Origin of the sequence: Tenacibaculum aquaeponti (genome assembly GCF_052084715.1) — a bacterium.
GTDB lineage: Bacteria > Bacteroidota > Bacteroidia > Flavobacteriales > Flavobacteriaceae > Polaribacter.
Genome location: NZ_CP197288.1, coordinates 3,283,939 through 3,300,112, shown reverse-complemented (window position 1 = coordinate 3,300,112; position 16,174 = coordinate 3,283,939). Strand labels below are relative to the sequence as shown.

The window sequence follows — 16,174 nt, the reverse complement described above, 5'->3', positions numbered from 1 at the left end:
TGTAACGGTCTATTTTTTCACTGGTCTTTACTGTAATCGATCAATTTTTTCTAGAAAAACAAACACACTATAAATCTATTACACTATTTAACTATTATCAAGTGCTATATTAAAAATGAAAAAACTAACTATATTACTAATCATTTGTGCATTAAATATAATACATACAAATGCCCAAGTAAACATCAAAAGAAAAAAGCTTTCAGCTACAAGAATAAGCTCATCTCCTAAAATTGATGGTAATTTAGATGACACTGTTTGGCAAAATGTTCCTATTGCTAAAGATTTTGTTGAATTTAGACCAGACAATGGTAAGAGTGAACTATCTGATTATAAAACAGAAGTGAAACTTATTTACGATGATAATGCTATTTATATTGCTGCAAAAATGTTTGACCCTAATCCAGATAAAATCCCTTCAGAATTCACTAATAGAGATAATATTGGTAACACCGATTTTTTTCTAATTACGATAAACCCTAATGATGATGGACAAAATCCTTTTGAATTTATAGTCACAAGTTCAGGAGTTCAAGCAGATGCTAAAATTTCTAATGGTAATGAAGATTTTAATTGGAGTGCTGTTTGGGATAGTAATACTAAAGTTACAGAAAATGGATGGGTTGTTGAAATGAAAATCCCCTACAGAGCTTTACGTTTTGCTAATCGTGAAATACAGTCTTGGGGAATAAACTACCATAGAAGAATTCAAAATTTAAATTCACAGTACACTTGGAATCACATAGATAATAGTATAGGAAGATGGACACAATACGATGGATTGATTGAAAATTTTAAAAATATTTCTCCCCCTACAAGATTAAACTTATATCCATACGCATCTGGAACAATAATTACTGAAAATGGAAATACAGATACCGATTGGAGTGTTGGTATGGATATTAAATATGGTTTAACAGAAAACTTCACATTAGACGCTACATTAATTCCTGATTTTAGTCAAGTGGGTTTTGATAATGTACAATTAAATTTAGGCCCGTTTGAACAACAATTTACAGAGCAACGCCAGTTTTTTACTGAAGGAACAGAATTGTTTTCTAAAGGTCGTTTGTTTTATTCAAGAAGAATTGGTGGTTCTCCCACTGATCAGTTTAATATAAAAGGAAACTTACAAAATGATGATGATTTTATTGCTGGAAAAAAAATAAATGAGGAAATAGTTGATAATCCAAATAAAGTTCAAATGTTGAACGCTATAAAAATTTCAGGAAGAACAAAAGATGGATTAGGTATTGGTTTTTTTAACGCTATTACTGAAAAAACAGAAGCTACTATCGAAAGAACAGAACAAACTCAAATTGGTACCGAAGTTATCACGACTAAAAGTCAACGTAAAGCTGTCACTGAGCCTTTTACCAATTACAATATTATGGTATTAGACAAACAATTCAATCAAAATTCTTCTATTACTTTAATTAACACAAATGTTACTAGAGATGGAAGATTTAGAGATGCAAACGCTACCGGATTATTATGGCATGTTGAAGATAAATCTAGTACATATAATATTGATGGTAATTTTAGAATGACAGATATTAGTGACGATCCTGCCAATGCAACAACTGGTTATTCTTTCGATACCAGTATTGGTAAACAATCAGGAGCTTGGCGCTGGGAAATTGGATATAATTTTGAGAACAAAGACTTCAATCCAAACGATTTAGGAATTCTATTCAGCAATAATGAACAAACTATTTATGGTTTTACAGGTTATCGTCAATTAAAACCTGTTGGAATTTTTAATAATTTCGGAATAAATTGGTGGTATAATGTAAATTTTCAACATAAATCTGGAATTTATACAGGAACAACTACTGGAATTTCATTTTGGTCTGAAACCCGAAATCGATTTAATTTTGGAGGAAATATTAATGTTAGAACAACAACAAAAGATTTTTTTGAACCAAGGCAAGGAAGTACTTCTGGAGTTTTCTTTGAAAGACCAACAAGAATAAACATTCATCACTGGGCATCAACAGATTACAGAAAAAAATTAGCTCTAGATTATCATTGGTTTTATACTTTTTTTAAAGATATTGAAAAAGAAGCTTATGGATTTGGTATAGGACCTCGTTATCGTTTTAATAATAAATTTTCTTTAAATTATTTCTTCAGGTTTAATAAAACAAATAATGATTTAGGCTATATAGATCAATTAGAAGATAATTCAATTATTTTCGGACAAAGAGATAGAACTAATTACGAAAACACATTATCTGGTAAATATAGTTTTAATACAAACTCATCTTTATCCTTAAGTTTTAGGCATAACTGGAGTAAAGTTCCATACAAAGACGAATTATTAAAATTAGACAGATCTAATGGGCAGTTAATTTCTAGTTCACACACAGGAAATTACGACAGGAACTTTAACAGCTGGAATTTAGATTTAAATTATGTGTGGCAATTTGCACCTGGAAGTCAATTAATTGCTTTTTACAGAAATTCAATTAATCCGAATTCAGACTTTGCTCCTGCCGATATTGGCTTTTCAGATAATATTAATCGTCTTTTTGATGAAAATATGAGACACACATTCTCTTTACGATTAGTATATTTTATCGACTATAATAATATTAAAAATCTTTTCTAACCATGCGTTAGTTTGTTTTTGTAAGAAATCAGATTATATCTTTTAGTCTGATTTCTTTTTTTTACATTCGTTGTATCGAATTCGTAACATGATTACAGGAAAAAATATACATAAAAGTTATGGTGATGTTGAAATCTTAAAAGGTGTAAACGTCAAAATTGAAAAAGGAGAAATTGTTGCTATTGTTGGACCTTCTGGTGCAGGTAAAACCACTTTATTACAAATCTTAGGAACATTAGATAAAGCTAATCAAGAGCAAAACTATCAACTTTTCATTAACGATATTTCTATAAAAGAGCTTTCTGGAAATGAACTCGCAGCTTTTAGAAATGAACACATCGGTTTTATTTTTCAATTTCACCAATTACTTCCTGAATTTACTGCTCTAGAAAATGTTTGTATTCCTGCTTTTATTGCTAAAAAAGGAAAAAAAGAAACAGAAAAAAGAGCAAAAGAATTACTTGAATTCCTTGGACTTTCTCATAGAGAAAATCATAAACCTAGTGAACTTTCTGGTGGTGAACAACAACGTGTTGCTGTAGCTAGAGCTTTAATTAATAGTCCTTCTGTAATTTTTGCAGATGAACCTTCTGGTAATTTAGATTCAAGCTCTGCCAAAAACTTACATGAATTATTTTTTGAACTTCGTGATAAATTCGGACAAACGTTTGTATTAGTAACTCACAATAAAGAATTGGCAAACATGGCCGATCGCACTTTAGAAATGAAAGACGGTGTTATTGTTGAATAACAGTTACTTTAAAATTGTAAATCATTTGCATTAATGCGCATAGAAAATATACCTGAAAGTTACATAGCAAACGGCAACCTAAATAAAAACTTATTTATTTATGACTTAAAAATGACCGAAACTGCTATTAAAACTAAGGTAAATTTAAACATGCATATGTTTAGTTTTTTACAAGTAGGAAAAAAACAGGTTCATTTTCTTGACACTTCTGTTATTGTAGACAATAAACAATCGATACTTATTCCTAAAGGAAATTGTTTATGGAGCGAGTTACTTGATAAAGAAAACACATACTATTGTAAGTTACTTTTCTTTTCTGAACAACAATTAATCGATTTTTTGAACAAACATGTTACCAAAGAAAATTCTTCAAAAAAAATTCCTTCTTATTTTGTTATTGAAAATGATACATATATTACAGCTTACCTAAACTCATTAACATCTATAAGTAATTCTAGTATGGAATTTACAGAGAACTTACTTACAGTTAAATTTGAAGAATTGTTGTTATACCTACAGAGTAAATACAAAAATGATTTTAACAACTACTTACTTTCTCTTGTTCATAAGGAAAAGACTTCTTTTAAATATAACATCGAACAAAATATTTATTCTTCTTTATCATTAGAAGAGATTGCTTTTCTATGCAATATGAGTTTATCTACTTTTAAACGTCATTTTATAAAGGAATATAATTTATCTCCAGGAAAATGGTTCCGTGAAAAACGTTTACTGAAAGCCAAAACTATTTTAGAAGAAGGAAAACTTAAAGCTTCTGATATTTATTTAGAATTAGGTTACAGTAATTTACAAAATTTTAGTAGTGCCTTTAAATCAAGATTTGGCATTTCTCCATCTTCAATTTAAAATTGACCTTTTTTCATAACAATATGGACTTTAATCGTTAACTCGTTTCTTCAGTCTGATTCTATTTTTGCCTCAGAAATTTTAAAACTAAAAAATAGAACACATGAATATTACTTTAGAACAAGCAGAAAAAATAATTGCTGCTGCTAAAACTAAATCAGTTGAATTAAATACTAAAATGAACATTGCCGTTGTAGATTCTGGAGCTAATTTAATTGCTTTTGCTCGTATGGACGGAGCTTGGTTAGGTTCTTTAGATATTTCAATTAAAAAAGCAAAAACAGCTCGTTTCTTTGATATGAATACAGGAGTAATTGGCGAATTATCTCAACCTGGTGGTTCACTTTACAATATTGAACATTCTAATGGAGGACTAATTACTTTCCCAGGTGGAGTTCCTGTAAAAGATGCTAACGGAAATGTTATTGGAGCTATTGGAGTTAGTGGTAGTACTGTTGAAAATGATCATGCTGTAGCTGAAGCTGGTAGGGAGGCTATTTAAAACAAAAAACAATAAAGAGTAACATTAAGTTGCTCTTTATTATTAATAATATGAAAAATTATTTAGCTGAATTTATAGGAACTTTTGCTTTAGTTTTTTGTGGAACAGGAGCAGTAATTGTTAATTCTTTAACTAATCAGAGTTTAGGGTTACTTGGTATTTCAGTAACATTTGGTATCGTTATAACAACAATAATTTATTGCTTTGGAAGTATTTCTGGAGCACACATAAATCCAGCTGTAACTATAGCTTTAGTAATCGGAAACAAAATTCCAAAAAACAGTATTTTAGGTTATATTACTGCACAAGTATTAGGGGCATTTGCTGCGAGTTTTTTATTGCTATTGATTTTCCCTGAAACTAAAACATTAGGACAAACAACACCTCAAAACGGTGCTTTATCATCAATAATTATAGAATTTATTTTAACTTTCTTTTTAATGTTAACTATTTTAAAGAGCACTTCAACAAAAGAATCTTCGAAAATAGCTGGGATTATTATAGGAAGTTCAGTAATTAGTTTTATTTTGTTTTCTGGTCCTATATCTGGTGGCTCATTTAATCCTGCAAGAAGCTTAGCTCCTGCTGTAATCTCAGGTGAAATTTCAACGCTTTGGATTTATATATCAGCTCCAATATTAGGTGCTGTTTCAGCAATGTCTATTTGGAAATTCATATATAACAAAAATTAATTTTTTAACTTAAAAAGAATTATAATTACATAGTTCTTTTTTTAAGTAATTTTATCAGAAATATTAAATTCTATGATTTGTATTTCTTGTAGTTATGAACATGATGAAAAATTTTGCCCAAATTGTGGTGAGAAAAGAGACATTCCTAAAATAACTTTTGTTTCTACTATTACAAGTACTGTTGCTACTGTTACTAACATGGATAAAGGTTTTTTATACAACTTAAAAAACCTGACTTTAAACCCTAAACATACTATTGAAGAATATTTAAAAGGGAAAAGAAAACACATTTTTAACCCTATTTCCTTTTTAATTATTGCTATTACTGCTTATTTAGTTCTAGAATCTTTCTTTAGTACAGCATCAATAGTCTCTGAAAAACAAGCAAATACTGTGAAAGGAACTTTACCTTATAAAATAGGTTCTACAGGTGCTGCTTTTATTTATAATTATTTTAAATTCTTTTGGGTATTTACCGTAATTCCTCTCTCGTTAATTACAAAACTATTTTTCAGACGATACAATTTTGCTGAGCATATTACTATAAACTCATTTATACTAGGTCACTTAACTTTAATTGTTGGTAGCATTAGTTTTCTAATCTTTAGAATACCATTAATTTTAAATCCTTTTATTTTTATTGCTTTAACGTGGTACATCTATAGAGTATTTCATCAAAAAAATGATAAAATAGGATCATTTATAACCGCCTTTGCTTCAGTATTATTTTTTATCATAACTTTATTTGCAATAATCGTCATATTAGGATTAATCAACCTTATTTAAAAATCTATATATCAAATGAAAAAACTCACTCTATTATTATTCTTTTTCTCATTTCTATTTGTAAATGCTCAGGACATGAGAGTTCCTGTAGATACTACTGTAATAACTAGTAATACTGTTACAATAAAAGGGAAAAAAGTTAGCTATAAAGCTCAAACAGGTACGCAACCTGTTTTTGATGCAAACGGAAATATAAAAGCTACTTTATTTTATACTTACTATCATCGAACTGATGTGTCTAATCAATCGGAACGTCCTTTAATTATGTCTTTTAACGGTGGACCTGGTTCGGCTTCTGTTTGGATGCATATTGCTTACACTGGACCTAAAGTTTTAAAAATAGATGATGAAGGTAATCCTATTCAACCTTATGGAATAAAAGATAATCCGTATTCTGTTTTAGATGTTGCTGATATTGTTTTTGTAAACCCAGTAAACACCGGATATTCTAGACCAGTAGTAAAAAAAGGAGAAAAAGTTGATAAAAAATACTTTTTTGGAGTAAACGCTGATGCAAAATATTTAGCGGATTGGTTAAATACTTTTGTTACAAGAAATAATAAATGGAAAGCTCCAAAATATATTATTGGTGAAAGCTATGGAGGTACAAGAGTAATGCAGTTAGCTTATGAACTACAAAGCAGACAATGGATGTACTTGAACGGAGTTATTATGGTTTCTCCTGCAGATTATAAAATCATCCGTACTGAAAGTTCAGAGAATTTAGCAGTAAACTTCCCGTATTTTACTGCTGCAGCATGGTATCATAAACAATTACCTCCTGCACTGCAACAAAAAGATTTACTAGAAATTCTTCCAGAATCTGAAAACTTTGCAATTAATAAACTTCTTCCTGCTTTAGCGAAAGGCGGTTATATTGGTGAAACAGAAAAAAATGCTATTGCAGAACAAATGGCTTATTATTCTGGAATAGATAAAAGAGTAATTCTTCAACAAAATTTAGAAATTCCTACTTCTTACTTCTGGAAAGAATTATTACGAAATTCTTCTGGAAAAACTATAGGAAGATTAGACAGTAGGTATTTAGGTTTAGACAGAACTGAAACCGGAACACGACCAGATTATAGTCCTGAATTAGTTTCTTGGTTACACTCCTTTACTCCTGCTATAAATTATTACACACAAAATGTTTTGAATTTTAAAACAGATGTAAAATACAATATGTTTGGTTCTGTTCATCCTTGGGATTTTTCTAATAATAATGCTAGAGAAAATTTACGAAAAGCTATGGCAGAAAACCCTTACTTACAATTGTTAGTGCAATCGGGTTATTATGATGGTGCAACTACATATAGTGCAGCTAAATACACTATGGGAAAAATAGACCCTAGTGGAAAGTTAAAAAACAGAATGTTCTTTAAAGGATACAGAAGTGGTCATATGATGTATTTAAGAAAAGAAGATTTAGAAAAAGCCAATGATGATTTGAGAGCTTTTATTTTGAAAAGTTCTAAAAATACAGGAGCCGCTAAATATTAATTAAACTGTAACTTTTTCAGGTTTCTGGCTACTTATTCATAAATACCAAATTATGCGAGAAACCTTTAATGAATTAATTTCTTATTTAAGAAATCCAGTTTTAGAACAAGATCCTAATACTGATCCTAAATATAGATTGAAAAAATTTTTTCACACTTTAGTGATCAGTATTATTTCTATTGGTTTATTAACTCCTTTATTAGGTTTAGTTGAAGCTTCTGGTTTGGTAGACATGGAAAATCATGCAGTTGCTGAAATGATTAATCAATATTCCAAAATTGCTGTATTTTTTTATGCTGCTATTTTAGCTCCATTAATTGAAGAAGTTGTTTTTAGAGCTCCTTTAACCTTATTTAAAGGAAAAGCATTATTTAGAATTGCTTTTTATTGCTTTGCCATTCTTTTTGCACTAGTACATTTATCAAATTATACAATTACTAACAATGTTTTAATTCTTGCTCCTATTTTAGTAGCACCTCAATTAGTTTTAGGTGGATATTTAGGTTTTCTTAGAGTACGCTTTGGTTTAGGTTGGAGTATTTTATTACACGCTACATATAATGGTTTCTTTATTTGCCTTAGCTTTGCAGGTCTTCCAACATAAAATAAAACATGACTACAAAGGAGCTTAAAGAATTTTTAGACGAAAAAGCTGATTTATACGAGAATAATCAATTTATTGATAGCGACCCTATTCAAATTCCTCATTCATTTTCTTTAAAAGAAGATATTGAAATTGCGGGTTTTCTCTCTTCTATAATTGCTTGGGGAAATAGAACGATGATTATAAAAAATTCAAAACGTATGATGGATTTAATGGGGAATTCTCCTTATGATTTTGTTTTACATCATTCTGAAGATCAACTTGATAATTTTGATGGATTTGTACATCGAACTTTTAATGCTGAAGATTTTAAATTTTTTATTCGTTCATTAAAAAACATTTATGAAAATCATAATGGACTAGCATCTGTTTTACTCCCTTCAAAAGAAGCAGATAATTATCAATTTGCTATTCATAACTTTAAAAAAATATTTTTTGAAATCCCTCATTTACCAAGAACTCAAAAACACATTTCCGACCCTGTAAAAGGTTCAGCAGCAAAACGTATTAACATGTTTTTACGTTGGATGGTTAGAGACAATAAAAAAGGGGTTGATTTTGGTATTTGGAAAAACCACAAAGCAAGTAACTTACATTGTCCTTTAGATGTTCATACTGGTAATATCGCAAGAAAACTAGGTGTTTTAAATCGTAAACAAAATGATTGGAAAGCAATTAAAGAATTAGACCTAATGTTAAGGGAATTTGACGCTAATGACCCTGTTAAATATGACTTTGCTTTATTCGGTTTGGGTGTTTTTGAAAAGTTTTAGATGAGATTATTTCCTTACATTTGACTATCAATCAAATATTAGGTTCAATGCGTTTAAAAACTTCTTTAGTTATATTATTCATAACTACGTTACAGCTATTTTCTCAAAAAATACAGTCTCCTTCAGAATTTCTTGGTTATCCTTTAGGGTCTCAATTCACAAGACATCATCAAGTTGTAGATTATTTTAACTATTTAGCAGAAAATTCTAATAATTTAAGTTTGGAAAAGTACGGAAAAACGTATGAAAGAAGAATTTTGCAGGTTGCCTACTTATCAAGTAAAAATAATCTTACAAACATTGAAAGTATTAGAAAACAGCATCTAACAAATGCTAATATTGAAAAAACTTCTTCCTTAGAAGACAAAGCAATAGTTTGGTTAAGTTACAATGTTCACGGAAATGAAGCTTCATCTAGTGAAGCCTCAATGTTAACTGCCTACAAATTACTTACCGAAAAAAAAGCTTGGCTCGACAAAACTATTGTGATTATAGATCCTTGTTTAAATCCAGATGGAAGAGATCGTTATGTAAATTGGTTTAATCAAGTATCCAACAGAAATGTAAACCCTAATCCTTCTGCTATAGAACATAATGAACCTTGGATTCAAGGTAGGCCAAATCATTATTTATTCGATTTAAATAGAGATTGGGCTTGGGCAACCCAAACGGAATCTCAACAACGTTTAAATGTTTACAATAAATGGTTACCTCATGTTCATGTTGATTTTCACGAGCAATACATTAATAATCCTTATTATTTTGCTCCTGCCGCTGAACCTTTTCATGAAATTATCACAAAGTTTCAACGTGATTTCCAAGGAGAATTAGGGAAAAATCATGCTAAACATTTTGATAAAAATGGATGGTTGTATTTCACTAAAGAACGTTTTGATTTATTATACCCAAGTTATGGTGATACTTACCCTACTTTTAACGGAGCAATTGGTATGACATACGAACAAGCGGGACATGGAATGGCTGGTTTAGGAATAAAAACTGCTGAAGGAGATATTTTAACCTTAAAAGATAGACTTACACATCATACAACTACTGGACTATCAACTGTTGAAGTTGCCTACAACAATGTTAAAAAATTAAATTCTGAATTTAAAAACTACTACAATACAAACTCATACAAATATAAATCATATGTTTTACAAGGTAATTCCGATAAATTAAGCCAATTAAAAATACTTTTAGATCGTCATGAAATTTCTTATGGAAAAACTACAGAAAACTCTGTTTCTGGTTTAGATTATAATACTGGTAAGAATAGTCAATCTAAAATTAACAAAAATCATATGGTTGTAAACACAAATCAACCTAAAGGAAAATTAATTGAAGTTTTATTTGAACCTAAAACTAAAATTAAAGATACACTAACTTACGATATTACAGCTTGGTCTTTACCTTATGCTTATGGTTTAAATGCTATAGCAAGTAAAAAACAAGTGAATACATCTGCTAACAATTCTGAAAATAAAAAAGCTACTTTAAAAAATAATGTTTATGCGTATGTTTTTGATTGGAATCATGTTTCAGACGCAACATTGTTATCAGATTTATTACAACATAAAATTAGAGTAAGAACTAATGAAAAAGTGATGAAAAACAGCAATAAAGAACTACTTCCTGGTTCTTTATTTATTACTAAAAGAGATAACAAACATATTCCTAACTTTGACCAACTAATTTTAAAAATTAGTTTAAAACACAATAAAGTGAATAATTATATCTCTACAGGGCTATCTGAAAATGGTGTGGATATGGGATCTCCAAGTGTTAAAGAAATAAAGAATAATAAAATTGCTGTTTTAGGTGGTAGAGGAATTTCTACATTAAGTTATGGAGAAGTTCGTTATTTTTTAGAGCAAGATTTAAACTATAATTACAGTTCAATTTCTACAAGTAGTTTATCTGTTAAAACTTTAGCGAAATTCAATACTTTAATCTTACCTAATGGGTATTATAATAGTATATTAAATGAGACTAAGTTAAAAGCTCTTAAATCTTGGATAAATCAAGGAGGTAAAGTAATTGCTATTGGAGGTGCTAACCAAGTTTTTAGTGAGAGTAAAATCTTTAATTTAACTCCTAAACAACTTAAAAAGAAAAAGAAAAAAAATGAAGAAAAACCAATTGTTAAATCAATTTTATTTAAAGATCAAGAAAGAGAGCAAATTAAAAAATTAATAACAGGTGCTATTTTTAAAACAAAAGTAGATAATTCACATCCTTTAGCCTTCGGGTATGATGAAAAATATTTCACTTTAAAATTAGGTAGTAACGCATATGATCTATTAAAAAAAGGAACTAATGTTGTTACACTTGATAATAATAATGTTATTTCTGGGTTTGCTGGTTCTGAAACATTAAAGAAGCAAAAGAATTCGTTGATCTTCGGAAATGAATCTATTGGAAAAGGTAATATAATATATTTAGCTGATAATCCTTTATTTAGAGGTTTTTGGGATAATGGAAAACTTTTCTTTGCTAATGCCATATTTATGGTTAATTAAATTAAAAACAAAAAAGTTTTAGTTATTTTTAACTTTCAAACTAGAAAAATGAGAAATGGTATAACAAAAATGAAGAGTTTAGATATTTATTTAAATTCATTATCTAAAAGTAAGTACGAAGAAATTAAACCTCTTTTAGTTGATAAAAATAAAGCTAGAATAAATATGCTTAGTTTCGACTTACATATACAAAACTATCATTCTTTACTTAAAAGTTCTTCTCTTCAAAAAGATATTTTTTCTTTAAAAAATATAGCTAGTAGTTTTTCTTGGGAAAGTAACATAGAAAGTATTTTAACTAAAAACTCTTTTGAAGCTTTAATCTTAACGGATATCGATAGAAATATTCTTTGGGTTAACGATGGTTTCTCTAAAATGACTGGCTATCCAAAAAATTATGCAGTTAGAAAAACTCCTAGTTTTTTACAAGGACGATCAACATCCGCTGAAGTTAGAGAAAGGATTAGACAAAAACTTCAATTAGGTAATCCTTTTAAAGAAGTTATCATAAATCATAAAAAAGATAAAACAGAATATAAATGTGAGCTTCATATTTTCCCATTAAAAGACAAAAATGAAGTAACTCATTTTTTAGCTTTAGAAAAGCAAATAGCTTAGTTTTTAAGTTATCACAATACATAAAAAAACCTTGAAATTCTATAAAAGAATTTTTAGATATACCAAAATATATTTTAATAATTTGATAAGTCTTGATCAAATCGATGAACTTGACCTGTAGTATCTACATAAATAAATACAAAAAACTTAGTTCTTGGTTTTAAATTAGAAAACTTGTACCATTTATTATTACCTAAACTACCAAGAACTTTAACAGTGTCTCCAGAAAAACGACCTTTAACCCATAAACCTTCGTTAGGCTTATGGAAATAAATTTTCTTTTCAGACAATTTGGATAAAGACATTAAAGAATCATATGTTTTGCCTACGTTATAACTATAGAAAAACAAACTATCTTTTTCCAATTTGTTTACTATATTCATACTATTAATATCTGCTCCATCAAAATTTACATCTAAAATATTAATTATACTGTCCTGTTTCACTTTCATTCTCTCAATAAAAATACCATTGTGATCGTTTATCCAATTTTCATTTATAATATATTCTTTTGTAATTATAATTTTTTTATGTTCAAAAAAAGAACAATTTGAAAAACAACAAACTAAAGTACTTAAGATAAAAAACTTCTTCATTTTAAATTATTTCTTTTTGAAAGCTAATAAATGATAGCGATACTAATAATATTTTTCTAATCATAACAAATTTGACTTTAGTAAAACTAACTAATAATATCCTCACTAAAAAAACAACCTCAAGAATATTTTTAATTCTCAAGGTTGTTATTAATACAAACAATATAATCTTATTAACTCTAACTCTTTTTTTTATCTAATGCAAAAGCTACTAATTTAGAAGAATCATAAGCATCTATTTCATGATCTCCGTTAGTTGCCAAAGCATTAACATATAATCGTTGTGCAAAAGCTGCTTTCTCTTCACTAGCACAAATACCCAATAAATCTGCAGGTTTAAATGTTTTTGTGTATTCACTAAATTCATTTCTAATATAATTTGGACTAGTTGTTGTTATTGCATTTCCAATAACCATTCCTCTTGCATTCGTTTTTCTTGTTTGAACAGAATCACTACATGTTCCTTTTTGAACCACAAAACTTAAATCAGCAAAATTGTGAGGATGATATGCTCTAAATTTAATTTCAATGTTAGAGTTTACATTTTCATAAGGTACAAAACCACAACAAGTAGGATTTACCTCTACTCCATCAACTTTTATTTTATAAATATCTGCTTGAGTAGAACTATTATCAATTCTCATGACCATTTTAAATGCACTACAAGTATTCGTTCCTATATTATTAACTAGATTTATTGCTGGCGCATTTATTGAAGGTGTAAACGTATCAAAATCTGGAACTTGAAATAATTGATTCGGTATATTAGTTACTTTGTTACCGTTTTTATCAAAAAGTTCTAATATAAACTCATATAAACCATCTCCTTCTAAAGAAGAATCAAAAGCTATAGTTCTTGTATTTCTATCCCAATCTGCGTCTTGTTCTGAAGCGTTAAATGGTGCATCTTGCGGTGAACTCGTTGGAATTAAATATAAATTTCTTTCTGAAGCAACATCAAAAGGACCTAGCTTAACACTATTGTAATTAAAATGTAAATGTCCGTTGCTATCTCTAAAAGTATATGAATATGATTTTCTAACTAAATTATCTAAGCTTTTATATGTACTTACAACGTCGGATAAATCAGCATTTTTAACTTTCTTAAACGACCATCTGTAATAGATGTATTTATTACTAGGTAAGTCTTTACTAAATTGTACTATAAAAGATAAATTCTTTCCAAAAGGCCTTCTAAAATTCCCTTTTGTTTCATGCTTATCTGTTAATCCTTGTCTTTTTAAAATTTTACCTTGAATTGGAACTCCATCCACATCTCTTTGTTCTATGTGAGTAACACTAGTTCCCCAATTAATTGTTTTAATCCAAATTAATTCACCATCTAAATCGTTAGAACACTCCCAACGAACTCTTTCATCTGTTACATTTATATTTACCTCTGTACCACATTTATAATTCCAATATGTATTACATGATAACCATGGCTTATATACTGTTACCCACTGATCATCTATAAATGCTTCTACCCAGAAATATAAATCGGGATGATCTCCAAATATTGCATAAGAAATTTCAGTATCAAAATCTCCATTATTATCAGTATATACAGTAGTTAAGTGATCACACTTATAAAAATAATGCCACAACCAAGGAACTAAACAAATCACAGGATGAAATAAAGAGAAGTTATTTAAAATTGCCTCTCTTATTAATTTTGGATTTTTACTTTGTAGTAAGTTTAAAACTTTTTCATTTTCAATAATTGGTTGAGTAGCCTTGGATAAAATTAATTTATTTTCTTTTGGGAACTTTAAATTTAACTCAGGTCTTTTAGTACCCTCAAAAAAGTTAAAATCGAAGTTTAAATTTGGTAATGGAAATGGCCTTGGTATTTCAGGAATTTCTTTTATAGTTGGAATAGGCATTGGTATTTCAGGATACAATATTAAATCTGGAATTTTAATAATGATATCATCTGGTACTTTTGGTAGTAACCATTCTATCCTATCTACTTCGCAAATATGAACTCTAACATTACATAAGCCTTTTCTATCTTTAAAATTATTGATATTAAAAACTTTAGATACATTTCCAAGAACTCTACATTTTTTTCTAAACCAAAATGCAGTTAATTTATCAGGAATGGCTAGTGCTTCTAACTCATTGTTTCTATTTATTCTAACTTTTGGTCGATAAGCTTTGTGTTTACTCGCTAACACAGCAAAATCAGTCTCGTTTGAAATTGCTTCATCATTTGGTAATACTAAAATTGATGAATTATCCCTTCTATCAAATTTAGTTTTAAACTTAGCCTTATCATCTTTTATGATTACTTTTTCAACTAACTTCTTATTTCTATCAAATAAATAAGCAATTAATTCAAGTGATTTCGTTTTTTCACTTGACTTAAAATGAATCGTAGTGTTTTTTTCTTTGGTTGACATGATTTCAAAAGGTTTATAATTTACCTCTGCAATCTAAAACACAGCAAAGAAGCCAACTCAATGATAAAAACTACTATTTATCAGTTTTTTACCTCAAAAAAACAACGGATTTACACTTTAAAAAAAAGGAGATTTTTATATTATAATAGAGTATTAAACTGGGGTTAAATCACAATACCAAAAACTTGTATCATATTCTTTTATATCTTCTGAAGTATCTGTGTGACAACTTTGATCATCATCTTCATTAAGTGTATATGATTTTAGTACTTTCTCTCCTATTTCAAATCTTACAGGATTTTTAAAAATAGGACCATCAAAACAAAAAGTATGAAATTCACCATTTTCACCACATGGATCTATATTGTCAGGCAATTCATTAATAAAATCTTCATCTATAATACGTCCAACAAACTCTTTTCCTAACAACTTGGCATTTACACAAACTGTAATAGTTTTAAATCCTAATTGTAAAAATTCTTTAAGCAATTCTTTAGTATCTCTTTTCCATAATGGATACACTCCTTTTAAACCAACTTCTGCTAACTTTTGATCTCTATATTTTTTTAAATCCTCTAAAAAAATATCACCAAAAATCGCATAATCTAAATGTTCATCTTTAAAAGAAGTTAAAGTTTCTTTCATCTTTTGATTATACATTTCCATAGTTACTTGAGCAGGAAAATATAATTTCTCTGAAGGAAAGCCGATAGCTTTAACTTGCTCATCAAGTAATTCTTCTCTTAATCCATGCATAGAGATTCTACGATACTCTTCATTAACATTTGTCAATAATTTCTTAATATCGTATTCTTTATCTTGTAATACTTTATACAATGCGAATGCAGAATCTTTACCTGAGCTCCAATTAAAAAATGCTTTTTTCATGATGTAAAAATAAAAAGAACACAACAAGTGTGATCCTTTTATATAATTTTTTCCTG

At 28.6% G+C, this 16,174-nt stretch carries 14 protein-coding genes; 11 read left to right on the top strand and 3 right to left on the bottom strand.

Features of this window, described 5'->3' with window-relative positions; all coding sequences use genetic code 11:
• The first annotated feature begins 115 nt into the window (after nt 1-115).
• From ACSIGC_RS15055 to ACSIGC_RS15005, 11 genes are all read left to right on the top strand, one after another.
• Complete coding sequence (locus tag ACSIGC_RS15055; protein WP_442265601.1) at nt 116-2,614, top strand: DUF5916 domain-containing protein; 2,499 nt, start codon at nt 116-118, stop codon at nt 2,612-2,614.
• Between the two features lie 88 nt (nt 2,615-2,702).
• Nucleotides 2,703-3,365: an ABC transporter ATP-binding protein gene (locus tag ACSIGC_RS15050; RefSeq protein ID WP_442265600.1), complete on the top strand. Its 663-nt coding sequence runs from the start codon at nt 2,703-2,705 to the stop codon at nt 3,363-3,365.
• A gap of 33 nt (nt 3,366-3,398) precedes the next feature.
• Nucleotides 3,399-4,232, top strand: a complete 834-nt coding sequence (locus ACSIGC_RS15045) for a helix-turn-helix domain-containing protein (RefSeq protein ID WP_442265599.1) — start codon at nt 3,399-3,401, stop codon at nt 4,230-4,232.
• A 103-nt stretch (nt 4,233-4,335) separates the two neighbouring features.
• Nucleotides 4,336-4,734, top strand: a complete 399-nt coding sequence (locus tag ACSIGC_RS15040) for a GlcG/HbpS family heme-binding protein (RefSeq protein WP_442265598.1) — start codon at nt 4,336-4,338, stop codon at nt 4,732-4,734.
• A 50-nt stretch (nt 4,735-4,784) separates the two neighbouring features.
• On the top strand, nt 4,785-5,426 hold the full coding sequence (locus tag ACSIGC_RS15035) for an MIP/aquaporin family protein (protein WP_442265597.1): 642 nt from the start codon (nt 4,785-4,787) through the stop codon (nt 5,424-5,426).
• A 72-nt stretch (nt 5,427-5,498) separates the two neighbouring features.
• Nucleotides 5,499-6,212, top strand: a complete 714-nt coding sequence (locus tag ACSIGC_RS15030; protein WP_442265596.1) for a DUF3667 domain-containing protein — start codon at nt 5,499-5,501, stop codon at nt 6,210-6,212.
• A 15-nt stretch (nt 6,213-6,227) separates the two neighbouring features.
• A complete protein-coding gene (locus ACSIGC_RS15025; protein WP_442265595.1) occupies nt 6,228-7,712 on the top strand; it encodes a S10 family peptidase in 1,485 nt (494 codons plus the stop codon).
• Between the two features lie 52 nt (nt 7,713-7,764).
• A complete protein-coding gene (locus tag ACSIGC_RS15020; protein ID WP_442265594.1) occupies nt 7,765-8,316 on the top strand; it encodes a CPBP family intramembrane glutamic endopeptidase in 552 nt (183 codons plus the stop codon).
• An 8-nt stretch (nt 8,317-8,324) separates the two neighbouring features.
• Entirely contained in the window at nt 8,325-9,089 is a 765-nt protein-coding gene (locus tag ACSIGC_RS15015; RefSeq protein ID WP_442265593.1) for a TIGR02757 family protein, read from the top strand.
• 47 nt (nt 9,090-9,136) lie between these two features.
• The gene (locus ACSIGC_RS15010) at nt 9,137-11,611 is read left to right on the top strand and encodes a M14 metallopeptidase family protein (protein ID WP_442265592.1); all 2,475 of its coding nucleotides are present in this window, start codon (nt 9,137-9,139) and stop codon (nt 11,609-11,611) included.
• Nucleotides 11,612-11,659: 48 nt separating this feature from the next.
• Nucleotides 11,660-12,229: a PAS domain-containing protein gene (locus ACSIGC_RS15005; protein ID WP_442265591.1), complete on the top strand. Its 570-nt coding sequence runs from the start codon at nt 11,660-11,662 to the stop codon at nt 12,227-12,229.
• Between the two features lie 74 nt (nt 12,230-12,303).
• On the opposite strand, the gene ACSIGC_RS15000 is transcribed toward ACSIGC_RS15005, so the two are convergent.
• From ACSIGC_RS15000 to ACSIGC_RS14990, 3 genes are all read right to left on the bottom strand, one after another.
• Complete coding sequence (locus ACSIGC_RS15000; RefSeq protein WP_442265590.1) at nt 12,304-12,825, bottom strand: hypothetical protein; 522 nt, start codon at nt 12,823-12,825, stop codon at nt 12,304-12,306.
• 179 nt (nt 12,826-13,004) lie between these two features.
• A complete protein-coding gene (locus ACSIGC_RS14995; protein ID WP_442265589.1) occupies nt 13,005-15,230 on the bottom strand; it encodes a hypothetical protein in 2,226 nt (741 codons plus the stop codon).
• A 153-nt stretch (nt 15,231-15,383) separates the two neighbouring features.
• A complete protein-coding gene (locus tag ACSIGC_RS14990; protein WP_442265588.1) occupies nt 15,384-16,118 on the bottom strand; it encodes a diphthine--ammonia ligase in 735 nt (244 codons plus the stop codon).
• Nucleotides 16,119-16,174 lie beyond the last annotated feature (56 nt).